Here is a 20005-nt window from a genome sequence, read left to right as displayed (position 1 = left end):
AAAACTCAATCTTAATAATTTTTAAGGGATTAAAAATGGTTAATAGCGTTCACCCCACAGGACTTTTTGATAATAGTGCAAAAGATTATCAGCATATTACTGCCCATCCTTTAGCGTCAGCTATGGGAGCAGAAATCAGAGGCGTAGATTTAAGCAATGTCAGTAATGATACTATGGCTGAAATCGAAGATGCTCTCTATCGACATAAAATGATTTTTTTTAGAGATCAGGAAATATCTTTTACTGATCATGAAAACTTAATCCTTCAGCTTGGCGAGTTCGGAACGGATGCTTATACGACTGGAGTTCCTGGTCATCCAAATATTCAACCACTCATTAAAGAAGCGAGTGTCGCCACCAAAAGCGTGTTTGGCAGTGGCTGGCACGTGGATTCAGCTTTTTTAGAATGCCCACCTTCTATTGCTATTAATTATGGTGTAGATATACCGCCATATGGTGGCGATACGATGTTCGCCAATGCTGTATTGGCTTATAACTCTTTAAGCCCAGCGATGCAGGAGATGATAGCGCCGCTAAAAGTATGGATGAGTGGTAAAAACGTCCTTGCCAATATGCAAGCAGAAAAGCAATCTCAAGAATCAGGAAAAGTAGGGACTATCGGCAATATCGAGCTTGATTTGAATACCCAGCAGATGCTAGAAGGCTTTTATCATCCAATGGTCAGAACCCATCCTGTCTCAGGTGAGAAGTCACTGTATGTCGACAAGATTTATGCTTGCGGGATAGAAGGCATGACGGACGATGAGGCGCGACCTTTGCTTGATTTTTTATCGAGCTTTGCCACTCAAGAGTCTTTTACTTGCCGATTAAGATGGGAAAACAACACGGTTATTATGTGGGATAACAGGATTTGCTTGCATCAAGCTTTTAACGACTACGATGGTTATAGACGCGAGATGTATCGTGCGATAGTCATGGGCGAGAGACCAATATAATAGAATTATAGTAATAGGATTGTATTATGGAAGATATTTTTGCATCTACAGTAACCCCGCCAGGCTATAGTGACGTTGAGTGGCAAGCTCGAGTCGACTTGGCGCTGTGTTATAGAATGGTTGATTACTACGGCTGGACGACTCAAGTCTATAATCATATCTCCTATAGGATACCCGGCACCGAGCATTTACTCATCAATGCTTTTGGACTCTTATATAGTGAAATAAAACCTTCAAATTTAGTAAAAATCGACTTTGATGGTAATAAGGTCGACGACTCGCCTTATCCTATCAATCAAGCAGGCAATGTGATTCATACTGCTCTTCATAAGGGTAGGCCAGATGTACACTGCGTCATGCATACTCATAATACTGATATCCAAGCGGTCAGCGCTTTAAAGTGCGGATTTATTCCTTTATACCAAGAAGCGTTTATGTTCTACGATCGAATTGGATATCATAATTTTGAAGGTATTGTATTAGATGAGAGCGAACAGCAACGATTGATAGCTTCACTTGGACCGACCAATCATACTTTAATGCTGAATAATCATGGGGTTATCACGACTGGCCCTGACGTATCTTGGGCTTTTATGAGGATGTATCAAATCATCCAAGGCTGTCAAGTGCAGCTCAAGGCTATGGCGTCAGGAGGAGAGTTGATTAAAGTAAGTGATGATGCGATGAGAAAAACAAGAGAGCAATTTGAAGGTGGTGATGCTCAAGCTGGTGCTGCAGTGAGACTGCCTGAATGGCCCGCTTACTATCGCTTAATGAATAGATTGGATCCAAACTGGGATAAGTAATCGCTCTTTGAAAGTATCACTCGCAGGAGAACAAGCATGGCATTTTTTGCAACCGACGTACATCTTATTGCTTATCAAGATAGTGGTGAGGCTTATCTACCAGCATTATTCATGGCGCATCCACTAGGGATGAGTCGTGACGTTTGGGATAAGATCTGTGACCAATTACATGGGTATTATCGTTGTATCCGCTGGGACTTACCGGGGCACGGTAGTAGTGGGGTCGCAGCAGATGGTGTCTCAACAGAAATGCTGGCTCACGATGTACTTGCCTTAGCCGATACTCTAGAGATTGAGAGCTTTAATTTTATCGGTACGTCGATTGGCGGCGTCATCGGTCAAAGCTTATGCCAGATAGCGCCTGAGCGCTTAGAGCAAGTGTGGCTAACCAACACCGGTGCTGTCATTGGCACCAAAGAAGCATGGGTAGAACGTGCCAAAAATGTCCGTAACTTAGGCTTGGCTGAGATGGCTGAAGGCATTGTGCAACGTTGGTTCGCTCCAAGCTATGCTAAACAGTACCCTGAGACATTACAAGGCTGGCAAGTACAATTGTCACGCAGCGATGATGAGAGCTATGCCAAGCTTTGTGAAGCTTTAGCACAAGTCGATAACCGCGACAAACTAGCAAGCTATGCTAGAAACGTTGCCTTACTTGCTGGATCGGACGATGTGTCTACACCTCCTGCTACTTTAGAAGCATTGCAGTCAGCTTTTTCTGATGCACACTTGACCGTATTTGCAGGAGTAGGTCATGTCCCATCGATTGAAACACCGAATCAGCTAGTCGATTATATTCAAACGAATGCTGCTCGTGCGACTGTCGGTCAAACAGGTATCAGCTATGAGCAAGGGCTTGTACAGCGTAAACGGATTCTTGGTGACGCGCATGTCGAAAGAGCGTCTAAAAACGCGACGACGTTAGACAGTCCGTTCCAGAAGTTTATTACTCGTAATGCTTGGGGCGAGCTATGGGGAGATCCCAGTTTGACCTTCCAGCAGCGCAGTATGATTACGACCGCTATATTGGCAGCACTTGGGCGTGATGGTGAGTTAGGATTGCATTTGCGCACTGCGCAGCGTTTGGGTATTAATGAAGCTCAACTGCGTCAAGTACTGATGCATGTGTCTATCTATGCTGGTGTGCCAGCGGCCAATCATGCATTTTCTTTAGCCAAGGAGAACGGCTGGGGTAATGCAATTTCTTAATATTAAAGTATTGAATGCTCTAAGCCTTTTATAAAAATGGAGATACTCCTAATGAATCAGAACATCAGCAAAATGAGTCAAAATTATCCTTATTTTGTCGCTCGTGATCGTGCGTGGCAACCTGCCCAATATACACCGGGTTATAAAACCTCAGTTTCTCGTTCACCGCGTCAAGCATTAGTCAGTATTCAAAATGCTAGCCCTTCAGAGCGCAGTGGCCCTGTCTTTAATAATTTAGACATGGGTCAACATGATAATGATTTATTGATGAACTTCCGCACAGAAGGCTCGCAGGTAGGTTTACCTATTGGTGAGCGCATTGTGGTGCATGGCCGTGTGATTGATCAGTTTGGCAAACCAGTCCCCAATACACTAGTTGAGATGTGGCAAGCCAATGCTGGGGGCCGTTATCGTCATAAAAAAGACAGCTATCTTGCGCCTCTAGATCCAAACTTCGGCGGGGTCGGTCGTTGTATGACGGATGCTGATGGTCGTTATCGTTTTCGCACCGTGCGCCCAGGTCCTTATCCTTGGCCAAATGGTATTAATACGTGGCGTCCTGCGCATATTCACGTCTCAGTCATGGGCCCCTCGATCTCCACACGTTTAATCACCCAAATGTACTTTGAAGGTGATCCATTGGTTCCATTGTGCCCAATCGTACAAGTATTAAAAGATCCAGAAGCGGTTGAAACAATGATTGCACGCTTAGATATGGCTATGAGTAAACCGATGGACTATTTAGCGTATCGTTTCGATGTGGTCGTTCGCGGCGCATTACAAACCTATTTTGAGGAGTAAAACATGTATAGCCAATACAAATTACAAGACGAGACGGGTCTATTACGCGAAACAGCTTCACAAACGGCAGGGCCTTTCGTCCATATCGGGTTAGCGTTAGAGATCGCAGGCTTTGAATCACGCTCAGATGAAATATGGCAGGATTTGGCAAAAGAAAATGCCGAAGGTGAGCACATTGAACTGGTCGGCTCTGTATATGATGGCAATGGCGACTTAGTACACGACGCTTTAATTGAGATTTGGCAAGCCGATAGTCACGGTAACTATATTGCTGATTTTGATAATAAAAAACCCTTTAGCGGTTTTGGTCGTAGTGCCTGCGCAATGGATGGTGACTTTTATTTTAAGACGATTAAACCTGGGCAAGTAGATTTTGATGGTAAATCAATGGCGCCTCATATCAATATTGCCATCTTTGCACGTGGTATCAATCTTCATTTGCAAACTAGAGCGTACTTTGATGATGAGCAGGACGCCAATGAAAATTGCCCAGTCTTAAATAAAGTTCCGTCACCCGTGCGCCGTAAAACATTGATAGCAGTCAAAGAAGCAGGTGCTGGAAAACCGCGATATCGGTTTGATATACGCTTACAAGGTGACGATGAAACGGTCTTTTTTGACTTTTAATTTGATTTTTAATATTGGGGTGGCATAGGACTCTAAACGGACTTTATTAAATATAGAGAGGGATTTCATGACTAAGACTCAGGCAACTTCAAATGCACAAGTAACGACCAAAACTCAAGTTGCCATCATTGGTGCAGGTCCATCGGGCTTATTACTTGGACAGTTATTGACCAAAGCTGGCATCGATAATATTATTTTAGAACGCCAGACAGGGGAGTATGTGTTAGGTCGGATTCGTGCTGGTGTGTTAGAGCAAGGCACGGCAAACTTAATTCGTGAGGCGGGTGCTGGCACGCGTATGGATGAAGAGGGCTTAATTCATACTCACACAGACTTTAGTTTTCAAGGTGAGCATTATCAGTTAGACCTCGAAAAATACAGCGGTGGCAAACATGTGATTGTGTATGGTCAAACAGAAGTTACTCGCGATTTGATGGCTGAACGTGAAAAAGCGGGCGCTATTACAGTGTATCAAGCGGATAACGTCAAGCTACACGATATTGAATCAGACAGCCCTTATGTGACTTACCAGCATAAAGATGAAATATTTCGTATAGATTGCGATTATATTGCTGGGTGTGATGGCTTTCACGGGGTTTCACGCAAATCTATTCCTGCTAATAAATTAGAGGAATACGAAAAAACTTATCCATTTGGTTGGTTGGGTTTGATGAGTGATACGCCGCCAGTCAATGACGAATTGGTTTATTGCGCCCATGAGCGCGGCTTTGCACTGTGTTCAATGCGCTCCCCAACCAGAAGTCGTTATTATATTCAAGTACCTGATACGGATAAAATAGAGAACTGGAATGAAGAAAAATTCTGGGATGAGTTAAAGCGCCGTATTCCACCAGAAATGGCTGAGCGCTTAGTTACTGGCCCAGCATTAGAGATGAGTATCGCTCCATTGCGCTCTTACGTATGTGAAACCATGCAATATGGCAAAGTGTTTCTGTTGGGAGATGCCGCGCACATCGTACCTCCGACCGGTGCGAAAGGCTTGAACCTTGCTGCCAGTGATGTAGAAACCGCGTTCCGTCTGTTTGTAAAAATCTACGAAGAGGGGCGTACTGATCTGATTCCACGCTATCAAGAGATATGCTTGGCACGGGTCTGGAAAGCAGTGCGTTTCTCATGGTGGATGACTATGTTATTGCATCGCTTTCAAAGTGCAGGCCGTTTTGATTTCCGTGTACAGCAGGCTGAGTTTGACTACTTTATTAACTCAGAAGCTGGCAAGACGACCATTGCGGAGAATTATGTGGGCTTGCCATGTGAGGCATTGGAATAGTAGATAAATACTGAATTATAATTAAAACGAAAAGGCCTTTAATGCTATGTTTATTATAGTATTAAAGGCCTTTTTGTTATTTAAAAACCCATATGTTTTCTCAAGATCTTATAACACATAACTGCTACGATTGAGTACAGCGGTTGTGCTACGGTTAAACGTAATCATTCAATATATTCAAATAAAGTAATGGTGTTCTTTTCACTCTAATGGACTAGATAATAATATGAATATTAATTTCCCTGACCTCGAAAAGCTGATAAAGATAGCTGAACGCTCTAACATAAATTCCTTAGAAGTAACGGATGGTGACGCGCGTATCTCTATAATATGCCGATCTGATGGCAATGAGGGTATCAGTGATAACAACAATAACAACAAGCGCGATCTTGCTAGCACCTCCGGCTCAAAACAGCGAGCGAATATAAGCGCTGAGAGCAATCAAAACGATGTTGATAATAACGATGCAATTCTCAATGAAAAAGAGGCAAGTGAAGATACCCAAAAACAAGTAACAGCACCCATGCTAGGCACTTTTTATCGACGCTCAGATCCTACTGCTGACGAGTTTGTTAAAGTAGGGGATAAAGTGGATAAGGGACAGACGCTATGTATTATTGAGGCTATGAAAATGATGCACGAGGTCAAAGCTGAGTTTCCATGCACTATCAAAGAGACATTAGTGGATGAAGGTGAGGTCGTAGAATATGGACAACCCTTGTTTGTCATTGAACCTGCCAGCTAAGATTAGCTTAGATTGCTCACTTATTGTAATTTTAAGAAGACCAGCTTAGGAAAACCGACATGTTCTCAAAAATCTTAATTGCTAACCGTGGCGAGATTGCCCTACGCATTGTTCGAGCTTGTAAACAGTTGGGTATACAATCAGTCATAGCCCATTCGGAGTCGGATAGAGACTCGCTACCCGTACGTTTAGCTGATGAGAGAATATGTATTGGCCCTGCTAATGCGACACACAGCTATCTTAACCAAAGAGCGATTTTTTCCGCGGCAAAAATGACCAACGCCGACGCCATCCATCCAGGCTATGGGTTTTTATCCGAAAATGCAGAATTTGCGGATTTAATTGAAAAGTCTGGTCTCGTTTTTATCGGGCCGACCGCAGATAATATCAGACAAATGGGAGACAAGGTCGCTGCCAAAAAACAGATGATTGCCGCGAGTGTGCCTTGTGTACCTGGTTCCGAAGGTGCTTTGCCCGCAGATAGCGATCAGATAATCAAGACTGCAAGTGATGTCGGCTATCCCGTCATTATTAAAGCGGCGAGCGGCGGCGGTGGCCGCGGTATGCGAGTCGTGGAAAAAGAGGCCGATTTATTATCCGCTATTTCTATGACGCAGACAGAAGCTAAAGCCAATTTTGGTAGTGCTATCGTTTATCTTGAGAAATACTTACAAGCCCCGCGCCATATCGAAATCCAAGTACTGTCTGATACCCACGGCAATGCTATTTATCTAGGTGAGCGCGATTGCTCTATGCAGCGCCGCCACCAAAAAGTAATAGAGGAAGCGCCAGCACCAGGTATTACGGATGAACAAAGACAGCGGATAGGTCAAGCTTGCGCGACTGCCTGCCAGCAAATGAAATATAGAGGGGCGGGCACGTTTGAGTTTTTATATGAAAACGGTGAGTTCTTTTTTATCGAGATGAATACTCGCATTCAGGTTGAGCATCCTATTACCGAGATGGTCACTGGGGTCGATATCGTTCAAGAACAAATACGAGTAGCCGCAGGGCTCAAGCTTGCGCATAAACAAAGTGATATTGTTATCACTGGACACGCTTTTGAGTGCCGTATTAATGCTGAAAATCCGGATACCTTTTTGCCTAACGCTGGCCGTATAGACTACTGTCATATGCCGGCAGGGCTTGGCATTCGAGTGGATAGTCACATTGAATCAAACTATACCGTTCCGCCCTCTTATGACAGTTTGATAGCGAAAATATGCGTGCATGACCATTCAAGGGAAGCGGCGATTAAGAAGATGCAAGCGGCATTATCAGAAGCGCAAATTACAGGCATTGATACCAATATCAGCCTTCACGAGCGACTGTTTAAAGATGAAGCATTTTGTCAGGGTCAAGTGAGTATTCATTATTTAACCGAATGGATAAAAGAGAATATCTAAGTTAAGTTTTAATATTTAAAAATAGATCTGAAGCCGACATGAAAGACAAAGATAACGGAGCGTGTGGTAATGGAATTACAATGGCAGCTATGCAGTGAGACCAATCTAACTTTGTTTTTCCCTAAACCTATAACGTTAGAGAAGCAGCAACAGTGCTGGGCGCTCGCCGACAGCATACAGCAAATGCCAGAAGTCTTAGAAGTCGTCATCGGCATGAACACGCTAAGTGTCTTTACCGTCTCCTTAACATGGGTCGAGCTTGAAACGCTTAAAGATAACCTATCAGCTCTGCTTGATGACATTCCTTCAAAAACCATAAACGGTAAGCATGTTGAAATCCCCGTACATTATGGCGGCAAATATGGCCCTGATTTAAAAACACTGGCCACTGAATTGGGTCTCTCTGTTGAAACGGTTGTTAATTTACACACCGAGGCGACTTATACGGTTTATTTCATTGGTTTTCAGCCCGGATTTCCTTATCTTGGCGGCTTATCTGAATCCTTATACTTTCCAAGACATGCGACCCCAAGAACGAAAGTGCCTGCAGGTTCGGTCGGCATCGGTGGTGAACAAACCGGTGTCTATCCCTTTGAATCTCCAGGTGGTTGGCAGTTGTTAGGCCAAACTGATATACCCTTATTTGATTTAACAAAAGTGTCTCCTACTTTGCTTAACGCAGGCGATACCCTGAAATTTACAGCTATTGATATTTATGAATAAAACACCTTTAAATCAGGTATCTGCTAATACCAATAAATAGGGGCTATCAATGAAGATTTTAACCACTAGTGCGCTTGCTAGCATCCAAGACTCGGGACGATTTGGCTATCGAAGCATGGGCGTGGATAGAAGCGGGGTGATGGACAGCTGGGCCTTGCAAGCGGGAAATGCGTTGTTGAAAAACGATCTTAACGAGCCTGCTATTGAAATAGCTGTCGGTAGTCTCACGATACAGTTTGAAGAGGACGTCAGTTTTTGTTTAACGGGTGCGCTATACGAGGCATATATAGATGATAAGCGCATTCCTTGCTATTGGCGTATTAATGCGCAGGCAGGGCAAACGCTTAAACTGCTGCGTCCATTACAAGGTATGTATAGCTATCTGTGTGTGCATGGCGGCTTTGATATAGAGCCGGTACTGCAATCGTCGAGCACCAATCTAAAAGCCAGTTTTGGCGGTTTTAAAGGTAGATATCTTAAAGCAGATGATGTCTTGAAGGTTAGAATAGCTTCAAGCTTACCTGTTATAGGGGTGGCACGCCTCGAGCCCACAAATATGATTAGAGTAATAAAAAACAGTGAGTACGAGTATTTTACCTCTGCTTCAAAAGCAGCGTTTGAATCACAGCAATGGCAACTGCAAAGCAGTAGCAACCGTATGGGCTATCGCTTGGATGGTACTCCACTTGAGTTTAATGAATCCACACAAATGAGCTCGCACGGTGTCGATATCGGCATGATTCAAGTACCGCCGCAAGGGCAGCCGATTGTTCTGATGGCTGATGCCCAAACGACAGGTGGCTATCCTAAGATTGCGACAGTGATTAACGCTGATATAGGGTTAATGGCGCAAATTCGGTTTGGTAAAACTTGTCAATTTATCGTCGTAGAGGTAGAGCAAGCATTGCGTGAGCAGCAAAAAAGACAACACTATATCGAGCAAATTAAGGAGTACGCCCATGAAAGTTGATTTAAATGCCGACGTTGCTGAAGGCTGCGGACAAGACGATAAACTATTGACCATAGTAAGCTCGGCTAACGTGTGCTGTGGTTTACACGCCGGTTCTTATGCCGAGATGCTAACCACCTTACAGTTGGCAAAGAAAAATAACGTCAGGGTAGGGGCTCATCCCAGTCTAGACGATAGAGAGAACTTTGGTCGTACCGATCAAGTTTTAGACGAAGAAGGCTATCGTGCCTTAATGCGGTATCAGTTGGGAGCGACCAAAGCGCTTTGTGACTTGGTTGGTGTGCCGTTAGAGTATGTAAAACCGCATGGCGCTTTATACAACCAAGCCGCTGCCAATGAATCATTAGCAGATATTCTGGTCAGTGAAATTAAGAATTTTGATTCGAATCTAAAAGTAATGGGTTTATCAGGTGGCTATCTGGTCAAGTCAGCAAAAAATCATGGTCTAGAGGCGATATCTGAAGTATTCGCTGATAGAAACTATGAGAAAGATGGTTCTCTGGTCTCGCGTAGCAAAGACAATGCCCTAATAACGGACACGGATGAAGCGACCAATCATGTCATGCAAATGATTACTGAAGGCTCTGTTACCAGCGTATGCGGTGAAAAGGTGCCGGTAGATGCCCAAAGCGTCTGCTTACATGGCGACGGCGAACATGCCATTCTTTTTGCTCGTGAAATAAAAAAACAGTTAGAACTTAAAGGTATTGAGATATCAGCTTAATATTAGATTAGTAATAGTTTGAACGACCTACTCTGTATAAAACAAGGATGTTTATGAGTACCTTAAAAAAACACAATACAGCTATTTTAGGTGCCGCTTTTTTGATGGCAACCTCAGCAGTAGGGCCCGGGTTTTTGACACAAACCGCTACTTTTACCGAAAGCCTGATGGCAAGCTTTGGTTTTGTTATTTTAATCTCTATTGTCATGGATATTGGCGTCCAGCTTAACGTTTGGCGAGTAGTAGCCGTATCCAAAAAGCGCGCGCAGGAAATTGCCAACTTGGTGTTTCCTGGAGTGGGTTATTTGCTCGCTTTCCTGATTATTGCTGGAGGCTTAGCATTTAATATCGGTAATATTGGCGGCGCTGGTCTTGGTATGCAGTCGATGTTCAATATCTCGCCCATTACTGGCGCACTGATCAGTGGGGTAATCGCTGTTGCTATATTTCTAGGCCGCGAAACCGGGCCTATCATGGATAAGTTCACTCAGCTAATGGGCTTTATTTTAATTGTGTTAATTATCTATGTAATGTTTAAGTCTGATCCACCATTAGCCGAAGCAGTTACCAAAACCATTATGCCAGATAAGATTGATGCGGTAGCTATTGTGACTTTAGTGGGCGGTACGGTTGGTGGTTATATTACTTTCTCCGGTGCTCATCGATTGTTAGAAGCAGGGGTAAGCGGGGAAGAAAACCTAGACTCTGTGACCAGAAGCTCGGTCTCTGGTATTTTGATTGCCTCTGTTATTCGCGTCTTTTTATTCCTTGCCGTCTTGGGCGTGGTCTCCAAAGGTATTGCGTTAGACCCATCAAATCCAGCAATGTCGCCTTTTCAGTATATCCTAGGCAATACTGGTAAAGTTGTTTTTGGTATGGTGATTTGGGCGGCCTCTGTCACTTCAGTGATTGGTGCCGCTTATACGTCGGTATCCTTTATGACGAATTTTCATCCCTTCATTGAGAGACACAAGCGCTATTTTATTATTGGTTTTATTGTCATCTCGACATTCGTCTTTGCCACTATCGGCAAGCCAGCTCAAGTACTCGTACTAGTCGGGACGTTAAATGGCTTAGTACTACCTATCGCTATGGTGATTATCCTTATCGCCGCCTATAGAAAAAATATCGTCGGCAATTATAAGCATCCTATTTGGATCGCTGTCTTTGGTTGGTTAATAGCCATTGCGATGAGTATTCTAAGCGTGATGACTATCGCTCAATATCTTGGTATCAGTTAAGGAGTTTATGATGGATATAGAACAAGTGGCGCGGGTGGTTAAACTCGTTGAAAGCAGCCGATTGTATAAAGTAACGATTGAAGATAATGGTCGGTCAGTTACGGTAGTTAATAACGTAAACCAGAAGGAGACTGTTAGCCCCGTAAAGACAAAGGCTGTTCAAGATAGTACGTATAAAAACAGTGCAGATCAAAATGCTGCAAACCTTGATAGTGCTCTATCACAGGTGCGCGCGACGCATGTTGGACGGGTTTATTTAAGTGAAGATGGGGCAACAGATCATTTAGTGAGCAAGGGTGACCATATTAAAAAAGGTCAAACGATTTGCTATATTGAAGAATTGACTCGATTGCTACCTGTGGTCAGTGACAAAGAAGGGGTTGTGAGCGATATATTGGTTGAGGATGGGCAAAGTGTTGAATACGGGCAGCCTATTTTTAATCTAAAAATATAAAAAAATTAAAGTGAGAGAATAGTCCTTATTAAGGCTATTTTTTATATTTGGTTTAACTCTTTTTGTTAGGCTGCTTGATAGGAAGTATTCTAAGTTATGTAGTACATTTTGAGCTAGGTGATTAAAATCTCTTAAGTTTAAATGTGTGGATTTGACAGTAAGGATCCATCACGGAGGCAGGTAGTATTATGTATAGTTGATATACATAAGTGTCATAGTTTTTACCCTGTTAGTTTTATAAGGTGGATGGCGGATTTATCAATAGTATCTAAAACAGGGATGTATGACATCATGGAAAACGAAACGATATCAGATGTAAAAGGAGTGGTAACCCAACAAGAATGGGATATGCGAGTCAACCTTGCCGCTTGCTATCGACTGATTGCCTTATATGGTTGGGATGATTTGGTCTTCACACACATCTCAGCGCGAGTGCCAGATACCGAGGATGAGTTTTTAATCAACCCTTATGGTTTATTATTTGAAGAGATTACTGCCTCAAACCTTGTCAAAGTGAATCAAGCTGGCGAAAAGATATTATCATCAGCCTACGATATCAATCCAGCAGGATTCACCATTCATAGTGCGGTACATGAAGCCCGCGCCGATGCTCACTGTGTCATTCATCTACATACCAGTGACGGGGTTGCCGTCTCTACTCAAGTGCAGGGCTTACTGCCTATTTCTCAGCAATCATTATTTCCGTTATCTAACTTGGCCTACCATGATTATGAAGGGGTAGCACTAAACCCTGCAGAAAAAGTACGACTAGTCGATGACCTTGGCAATGCCAACTTTATGATTTTGCGTAATCATGGCCTGCTAACTTGTGCGACCACCATTGCCAATGCGTTTTTATTCATGTACATCATGCAAAGAGCGTGCGAAGTACAAATCAAAGCCCAAAGCGGCGGCAGCGAGTTGACACATATACCACCGCAAATACTAGCTGGTATTCAAGCGGCATCAAAAGCAGTCACTAAAGAGGCTAATGGTGATATCGCTTGGCCCGCGTTATTAAGGAAACTACGCCGTACCGATCCATCATTTGAGGAGTAATGATGGATGATCACTCTGAATGAATGGCAGCAGCAGGGACAGCTTGAATCTATCAATGGTCAGCAAATCTTTACTCGACAGGGTGGGGATAAAAGTGCGCCGGTATTATTATTGATTCACGGCTATCCTAGTGCGAGCTGGGATTGGGAAGGGGTGTGGGAGGCTCTGACTGATTGTTATTATGTTATCACCCTCGATATGTTGGGCTTTGGTTTATCGGCTAAGCCCAAAAATGCACGCTATCTTATTACTGAGCAAGCAGATATTTTTCAGAGTTATTTAAATAAGCTAAAGGTCAGCGACTATCATATTTTGGCTCATGATTATGGTGATACAGTCGCTCAAGAGCTGCTGGCAAGACAGGTCAACAGCAATGACGGTAGTGGTAGTCACGAGCCGCGTATTGCTAGTGTCTGTTTTCTAAATGGTGGCTTATTTCCTGAAACTCATAAACCCATATTAATCCAAAAATTATTACTATCACCACTAGGGTCTTTAGTAGCCAAACTCATTAATAAGCAGAAGTTCGCGGACAATTTACAGCGAATCTTTGGGCCAGCAACCCCGCCAACTCAAGAGGTGGTTGATATGCTATGGCAGCTATTAAACCATAATAATGGTCTAGCAGTGATGCATAAATTGATAGATTATATTCCTCAGCGCAAGCAGCATCGTGAACGCTGGGTAGGAGCTATTATCAATAGTGATGTTCCGGTAAAATTAATCGACGGCGCTAAAGATCCCATCTCAGGTCAGCATATGATCGATCGTTATCGTGAATTAATTCCCAATGCCAATGTGACTGAAATGCCAGATCTAGGCCACTATCCACAGATTGAGGATGCTAATGCTATTACTGCTGCGTATCTACAATTTAGAGAGCATATTAGCTAAAGAGTTATATAAAAAAAGGGTGCAGAATATAATGAGATGGTATGTAAGACTAGGTTTTGAAGAGAGGTATAATGGCGTCAAATCATAAAGATAATATTGGATATTTTTTATAGTATATTTTCTAGAATTTAAGCAATAAAAACAATAATAGTCTTCAATAGATTGGCTCAGATTAGGCTTGTTATGCATGTTGATTTGGCGCAATATACAATTTGACTTGTATCATTATTCATTATTCATTATTCATTATTCATTGCTCAGTAAGGTATGGGCTATAGACCCCACCTCTGTTTTTAATGTCAATCAGGGCGACAAGGCATTATTTATATTTTTCAGCTATCACTCGATTTATCACTCTAATCAAACTATAAACATAGTTACTTCTAATGGGTTATCTTATAAATTATTATGATATCGAATCCATTTACTCGCCTTATCAATGTTTGGATTGCTATTTTTGTTATAGTATTACATGGTGTCACTGTATGGGCTATGGTATCTATGGATAGTCCTGAACGTCCTATGATAAATGCTCCCGAGCCTAAGACAATTCAATTAGAGTTAATAACATTATCAGCACTATCCAACGAAAAACCTGACGTAAGACCAAAACTCAAGTCCGTTTCTCAACCTCAAAAATCATTGCCACCAGTACAAGAAGTAACTGAGCAAACTGAAAACATCAAACTTACCAAATCTGCCAAGCTAGCACCAATATTAGAATCTGAACCAAAAGCAAAACCTATAGAACCTAAACCAAAAGCAGAACTATCAAATTCAGTAGAAGACTCTGTAATAGCTACAGAAGAACCTCAGTTAAATCAAGAGACCAAGGATTCTTCATCAGAGCAAAAACTAGTAATAACAGAATCAAGAAAAATATCGAATGCCACAGATGAGATAGAGTCAGATCTATCCGCGATGATTCTGGCCGTGACAAAACAGTTCAATCGCGAACAAGCTATGCAGCAGCAAGCCGTTCAGAGTCAGTCTAATAGGAAACGTATCGAACAAGATAAATTACAGCTGCAAGCTGTTAATGATGCCGTCGCCAAAGTGTTAGCAGCAGACCAAGCGAACGAAAAAAAACCTGAACAACCAGCTCTAGAGGATAAGATTGATGAGAGTAGTGAAGTAGTACCGTTTTTGGAAGAGCAAGCCAATTGGCTTGACGAATACCAAACTAATACAAGCCTTCCGCTGCTAGTATGGCGCAATACTACTGCCCGATCGGGTGATATCTTTAATGTATTATTGGAGCTATATGTCGATAAAAATGGTCACATTACTGAGGTGCAACTGCTCCAGTCATCCGGTAATGTAATCATCGATGCGGTAGCAATGATCCAAATAAGAGAAGGACAGTTCAATCCATTTCAAAAAAACGGTGTGCCAGTAAATGCTACTGTACCTATGCAATTAAGTTATGAGATGCCTTAATATAGACAATGATATCTAAATGTCTGCATATGAGTAAAAAACATGGATAAAGAATTACTTTGCAGTAAATATGAATATATTAATAAGAAGTATGATGTGGGTTAGTAGAATTTAACCATTTTAAGACCATAAATTGAATTAATGCATTAATTGATGACGCGCCCTAGTAATAAAGAATATTCTGCTTCTGCCATTTCCATAAATGAATTTTTTAATTTCGTAGTCATAGTTGAGTTAATGGAATTCTAAAACTTAAGCTCTACATGGATGAGTTTGTAGGCTTAATAATTAGTAGAGCCTATAAGTTTTAGAACAAGATTAAAATGCCCTCTGAAAGAACCACCATAATGCAATCAAGATACTGACCACTGAACCTGCATAAAATATGATCGTTTTATAAAAACGCGTATGCCGTAGTAATAGCGCTATCGGAAATACTAAAGCGATAAATACGAGTTGCCCTAGCTCTATTCCTATATTGAAACTCAGCAATGCTAGTACGCGCTCGCTAGTGGCTAGTGGCAAATCTACAAGTACATTAGCAAAGCCAAAACCGTGAATCAGTCCAAAAACGAATGCCAGATAGACGGCGCGTACGCGTAGCAGGGGCACTAAATTGTTTAATGCTGCGAACGCTATGGATAGAGCGATTAAGGATTCAATAAAGCGGGCAGGTATACTGACGATATGAAGCGCCGCTAAACTTAAGGTAATTGAATGCGCTAACGTGAATGAGGTTGCAATCCAAAAGACTTCAAGTAATGCCGCTTGCGGTTTAGTGACGGCAATCAAGGCTTTTTGCTTACGTAAGTATACTGCAGGGATCAGCAGTACAAATAAGAATAATAGATGATCCCAACCAATCAACAAGTGATGTATGCCACTTTTCAAAAAATTCGTTGCCGTGAATAGCCAGCCAGATTCAGTCCCCGAACCTAAAGGGGTTTCTCCTACAGCCAGCACTTGAAGAGGTGTTTCATCACTAGCCCCCGTTAGGATCAAGCGATGATTGGCATCGATACCTGCTAAGATCTGATAGTTAAGATTATCGATTGGGGTCGCACAGTTTATCTCAAAGTTTGTGTATAGGTAGTTAAACCCGCCGCGTGTATTAATCGCCAATGGTGCAAAGCTTGTTATATCACAGGTTTGAGTACCAGCTTCTAACTTTACTTGGGATTCGATTAGCTGCTTTATGAGTGGCGTTTGCGATTTTACCTCTAGCCAACTTACTTTATGATCTTGGTTTGAATCTATATCTATTAGCAAAGCAAGGTCGCGTAGTGACAACTCATATTTAGCATTATAATTAATATTTGCTGCGGCTTTGGAATTGCTCGTTTGAAGGTTCAAGTAAGCTGTACTAGATTCGTGCGCCTGTAGTGCCGTGCAAGTCATCGCTAGTAAAAGCAGCGTCAAGTAACGATAGCTATGACTCCAAATGCGTCTGCTAAGTGCGCTCATAAAGGCTTATCCTTGCTTGAAGTTTGCATGCCTGAGGGTGGGCAGTTCAAACAGTCACTAATTTTACCCAAACGTAGATCGCGCTCAAGTGCTAGATATTCAAACTGAGTGTCTTTTATGAATTGGCGTATAACTTCAATGTCTTTTTGGCTGCCAGCTTGGATAGCTGCTTTTGTATAAATCTCAATATCAGCTGTTTCGCGTTGCTGTTGCCAGTTGTTTCGAGCCAACTGTAGTGCCGAGTCGACTTGATTAGCAAGCATGGCATAAGTAGCTTGTTCACGCATATGTGCATTTTCTTTGCGTATTTGCCATACCTCAATACGTTCTTCCATGAGCGCTAAGTTTTGTTTAGATTTAGGGTCACGCAGTTTGATTTGAGCCGTGATGAGTCGCAACAACAACGCATCTTTATCAGTATGAGTTTTAAGCAGTTGAATTACTTCTTGATACTCTCCGTTACTCAATAACCAGTCAGCGCGAGCCATGAGTGCAGGTACAGTTTGAGCATCCATAACGCTAAAAACTTCATCAGCAAGAGAGGTATCTTGGCTTCTTAATGCCGCGTCCGCTTGAATGAGATATATCCAGCGTGCTGTAGATGCATCAAGTTGAGGTGCAATAGAAGCTAGATTATTTAGAGTTTGTTTTGCCTGTGTGATCTGACCAGTCATGCTCTGTATTTGAGCCTCGCATGCTGCACGGTAGACACTGAGTGATGAATCATTAAGCTTTTTGCAGTAACCCATGGCTTCCTCAAACTGACCTTGAACAACTAACAGAGAGGAGAGAGTCAAAAGGGCATCTGGATTAGCAGTATCTTTACTTAGTATCTGTTTTAACAATTCTTTTGCTTCAGAGAACTTATGATCTGATTGTAAAGCCCGCGCTCGTAGCATGAGTGTCTCTATGCTTTGATCTGTTGTTTGATCAAGTTGCGCTCTTGCTTGGCCTAGTGCACGTGGGTCGCCTTGCAAGTAAGCACGTTCTAATAGCTGGCTAGTCTGTTCAGGATCATTTGTATTTTTGCTAGACGAAAAATCGTCTGAGCTGAGATAGCGTGCAGGCGGTGAATCTGAAGGTAAGGTTTCAAGAATCTGTTGGTCATCTTTAGGAATAAAAGGGGTGGCATAAAGTAATTGGCTGCTTATGATTAATAAACATAGTAATCCGATAAGTTGCTTAATCCATTGCATAAATTCTGTCCGTTCAAAACATAAAGAAACACCTGAACAGTAGCCTGATCAGGTGCTCGATTTACCTCATATCAGACTACAATGAGGCGTTGGCGCCCGTCACAGCGACAGGTTCTGCCAAGTTGGCTTCGGGAAGTATAATCCGATCGATGTCTTGCGGCTCATCGGTGTTTACATCTCTACTGACGTCAATTACGGTAGATGTCCTGCTAACCGCCAATTTTGCCTTAGCTTGATCTATCGCTACTTTGCTATCAGTCCGATCCTGTGAGTTAGAGTTGTTATTATCGTTAAAGCAACCAGAAAGAGCGGCCGATCCGGTGACTAATACTGCTAAAAGTACATAGCGCATCGTATTTCTCCTTGAGTTAGATTCAACTTATCGGCTACCTGGATTAGGGGTGGTTAGATAAGGAAAGACTGAGTCAAACTCGGTAGCGGGTTTAAGTGCACCATCAGTAAATAGAGCTTTTCCGGCCTTGGCATCAGCAGGGACACAGGTAACATCTGCTGGTAAGCCCGCGTGACATAATGCACCCATAGATACTCTTAAGGCAATATCGGTTACATCATCTCCAGGTCTTCTGCCATTCGGAAACCCTGCAACATCTTTGCTATTGGCACTAGGTCGACCATCGTTTTGACCAGGAATGATACTAATGACACCTAAGTCGTTTTGATTAGCAGCTGCTACTGCAGGTGTGCTGGTATTCAAACGCAACATATCCGCTGGTACAACTTTGGCAGGTTTATTGATAGTCGGAACACCTGTCAAAAAGGCAGTGACTAAATCTTGACGTGGAAAATTAGTTGGCGCTGGTGCTTGTGGGTACAAAGTCTGAATCAACGCAGGAAGCGTAGGATAAAAGACATAAGGCGCAAATTTAGCCACATCATCTTTTGGTTCTGAGGCATTAAATTTGTCTTTGTCCTTAAGACCGATTACAACTTCGTTGACCAGTGGCATACCGAGTCTTGAAACCTGAGTCCATGCACCGCCTTTTTTTGCTGTGGTACTAATACCAGATTCAGGAGAAGGATTTACTAAAGTCGCCTGACGGACACTAGCGGTCGTCCAAGCTCCAATTACTGGATCGTTACCAGCTGAGTTGACTAAGCACGCTTTAGGAACTTCCAACGCAATTGAGGTAATGTTTTTACCTGCCAACACGTTCGTACCGGCATTACGTGCACCCAATGGGTTTAGGTTAATCAGATCAAACACCTTACCTAAATCGATAGCAAAGCTTTCAGCACGTTGACCGACGAACACTTTACCTTGCCCACAGCTACCCATGTTCAAAGTTTTGATAAAGCCTTTTGCATACGTTGGGTAGTCTGCAAAAGATTTAGTACCGATATAGTCAAACGGCTTGTTAAAATTCCCCAGCGAAGTACGCGAGCCGCTGCGGCGATCGCCTTTAACCATCGTCACTTCGTAACTCTCGCTAGTTTGTACATTAGCGGGGTTTGAAGCATCACCAGCATTAGACAAAGGAATCGCAACGTTTGGCGTTGATGGGTTACCGTCTGAGTCAATTTCAATGCTATTTAACTTTTGGTTAAAGTCAAACTGGAATGTGAGATCTTCGACCGCATCGCCATTGTTGTCGATATGAATCTCATACAGTGCATCGGCGTCTAGGGCGAAGTAATTGGGTCCGCCGTAAGCGTCTTGAAGTGGTAAGTAGTTAGCAATAATCGTGACATAATCTGCACGATTATTCTCATAACTATTAAACATATAAAAGTCAGTGGCATCGACTTTAGGAGTTTTAGTGATAGAAGGGGCTTCACGGTGGCTAGATGCCACAGCGCTTGCGCTAATGCACAATGCCATCGCTGCTATTAGAGCCTTAGTAGTATGTTTCATACGAAATCCTTGTAGAGAAACTTGAGGGGTACTGGATGCTAAAATAACTTAGTATTACGTATAATTTATAAGTAACTTAAACTAAACTATTCTTACGACAAATTAAACTAAACTATACGTATAAGC

20 protein-coding genes are annotated in these 20005 nt (G+C 42.6%); 16 read left to right on the top strand and 4 right to left on the bottom strand.

Annotated features, from left to right (window positions below; genetic code table 11):
• Positions 1-35 precede the first annotated feature (35 nt).
• From ACTQ9S_RS08950 to ACTQ9S_RS08875, 16 genes are all read left to right on the top strand, one after another.
• Positions 36-956 (top strand): TauD/TfdA dioxygenase family protein, encoded by a 921-nt coding sequence (locus tag ACTQ9S_RS08950; RefSeq protein ID WP_440454729.1) that lies wholly within the window; start codon positions 36-38, stop codon positions 954-956.
• A 26-nt stretch (positions 957-982) separates the two neighbouring features.
• Positions 983-1762 (top strand): class II aldolase/adducin family protein, encoded by a 780-nt coding sequence (locus ACTQ9S_RS08945; protein ID WP_350656899.1) that lies wholly within the window; start codon positions 983-985, stop codon positions 1760-1762.
• 36 nt (positions 1763-1798) lie between these two features.
• Positions 1799-2971, top strand: a complete 1173-nt coding sequence (gene pcaDC / locus ACTQ9S_RS08940) for a bifunctional 3-oxoadipate enol-lactonase/4-carboxymuconolactone decarboxylase PcaDC (protein WP_440454728.1) — start codon at positions 1799-1801, stop codon at positions 2969-2971.
• Between the two features lie 72 nt (positions 2972-3043).
• A complete protein-coding gene (gene pcaH / locus ACTQ9S_RS08935) occupies positions 3044-3772 on the top strand; it encodes a protocatechuate 3,4-dioxygenase subunit beta (protein ID WP_440454742.1) in 729 nt (242 codons plus the stop codon).
• A 3-nt stretch (positions 3773-3775) separates the two neighbouring features.
• A complete protein-coding gene (pcaG, locus tag ACTQ9S_RS08930; protein ID WP_440454727.1) occupies positions 3776-4399 on the top strand; it encodes a protocatechuate 3,4-dioxygenase subunit alpha in 624 nt (207 codons plus the stop codon).
• Between the two features lie 67 nt (positions 4400-4466).
• Positions 4467-5690: a 4-hydroxybenzoate 3-monooxygenase gene (gene pobA / locus ACTQ9S_RS08925; protein WP_440454726.1), complete on the top strand. Its 1224-nt coding sequence runs from the start codon at positions 4467-4469 to the stop codon at positions 5688-5690.
• 226 nt (positions 5691-5916) lie between these two features.
• Complete coding sequence (accB, locus tag ACTQ9S_RS08920) at positions 5917-6435, top strand: acetyl-CoA carboxylase biotin carboxyl carrier protein (RefSeq protein WP_440454725.1); 519 nt, start codon at positions 5917-5919, stop codon at positions 6433-6435.
• A gap of 59 nt (positions 6436-6494) precedes the next feature.
• Positions 6495-7841: an acetyl-CoA carboxylase biotin carboxylase subunit gene (gene accC / locus ACTQ9S_RS08915; RefSeq protein WP_440454724.1), complete on the top strand. Its 1347-nt coding sequence runs from the start codon at positions 6495-6497 to the stop codon at positions 7839-7841.
• A 69-nt stretch (positions 7842-7910) separates the two neighbouring features.
• Positions 7911-8564, top strand: a complete 654-nt coding sequence (gene pxpB, locus ACTQ9S_RS08910; protein ID WP_440454723.1) for a 5-oxoprolinase subunit PxpB — start codon at positions 7911-7913, stop codon at positions 8562-8564.
• A 49-nt stretch (positions 8565-8613) separates the two neighbouring features.
• A complete protein-coding gene (locus ACTQ9S_RS08905) occupies positions 8614-9534 on the top strand; it encodes a biotin-dependent carboxyltransferase family protein (RefSeq protein WP_440454722.1) in 921 nt (306 codons plus the stop codon).
• Positions 9524-10258: a 5-oxoprolinase subunit PxpA gene (gene pxpA / locus ACTQ9S_RS08900; RefSeq protein ID WP_440454721.1), complete on the top strand. Its 735-nt coding sequence runs from the start codon at positions 9524-9526 to the stop codon at positions 10256-10258. The genes ACTQ9S_RS08905 and pxpA overlap by 11 nt, the downstream gene beginning before the upstream one ends.
• A 53-nt stretch (positions 10259-10311) precedes the next feature.
• Positions 10312-11499: an NRAMP family divalent metal transporter gene (locus tag ACTQ9S_RS08895; RefSeq protein WP_440454720.1), complete on the top strand. Its 1188-nt coding sequence runs from the start codon at positions 10312-10314 to the stop codon at positions 11497-11499.
• A 7-nt stretch (positions 11500-11506) separates the two neighbouring features.
• Positions 11507-11953, top strand: coding sequence for an acetyl-CoA carboxylase biotin carboxyl carrier protein (locus ACTQ9S_RS08890; protein WP_440454719.1), 447 nt, complete (start codon positions 11507-11509; stop codon positions 11951-11953).
• Positions 11954-12244: 291 nt separating this feature from the next.
• Positions 12245-13012, top strand: a complete 768-nt coding sequence (locus ACTQ9S_RS08885) for a class II aldolase/adducin family protein (protein WP_440454718.1) — start codon at positions 12245-12247, stop codon at positions 13010-13012.
• Positions 13013-13018: 6 nt separating this feature from the next.
• On the top strand, positions 13019-13906 hold the full coding sequence (locus ACTQ9S_RS08880) for an alpha/beta fold hydrolase (protein ID WP_440454717.1): 888 nt from the start codon (positions 13019-13021) through the stop codon (positions 13904-13906).
• A 501-nt stretch (positions 13907-14407) separates the two neighbouring features.
• Positions 14408-15346, top strand: coding sequence for an energy transducer TonB (locus ACTQ9S_RS08875; RefSeq protein WP_440454716.1), 939 nt, complete (start codon positions 14408-14410; stop codon positions 15344-15346).
• A 318-nt stretch (positions 15347-15664) separates the two neighbouring features.
• Here ACTQ9S_RS08875 and ACTQ9S_RS08870 read toward each other — a convergent pair whose 3' ends face one another.
• From ACTQ9S_RS08870 to ACTQ9S_RS08855, 4 genes are all read right to left on the bottom strand, one after another.
• Positions 15665-16810, bottom strand: a complete 1146-nt coding sequence (locus ACTQ9S_RS08870; protein WP_440454715.1) for a HupE/UreJ family protein — start codon at positions 16808-16810, stop codon at positions 15665-15667.
• On the bottom strand, positions 16807-18006 hold the full coding sequence (locus tag ACTQ9S_RS08865) for a tetratricopeptide repeat protein (protein ID WP_440454714.1): 1200 nt from the start codon (positions 18004-18006) through the stop codon (positions 16807-16809). Before ACTQ9S_RS08865 ends, ACTQ9S_RS08870 begins: the two co-directional genes overlap by 4 nt.
• A gap of 76 nt (positions 18007-18082) precedes the next feature.
• Positions 18083-18358: a hypothetical protein gene (locus tag ACTQ9S_RS08860; RefSeq protein ID WP_068035280.1), complete on the bottom strand. Its 276-nt coding sequence runs from the start codon at positions 18356-18358 to the stop codon at positions 18083-18085.
• Between the two features lie 27 nt (positions 18359-18385).
• Entirely contained in the window at positions 18386-19879 is a 1494-nt protein-coding gene (locus tag ACTQ9S_RS08855) for a DUF4331 domain-containing protein (RefSeq protein ID WP_350656924.1), read from the bottom strand.
• Between the last annotated feature and the right edge of the window lie 126 nt (positions 19880-20005).

The sequence above is a fragment of the Psychrobacter sp. ASPA161_9 genome, assembly GCF_051970275.1.
Lineage (GTDB): Bacteria > Pseudomonadota > Gammaproteobacteria > Pseudomonadales > Moraxellaceae > Psychrobacter.
The sequence above is the reverse complement of the archived record's forward strand: the minus strand, read 5'-3'. Positions and strand labels throughout refer to the sequence as shown.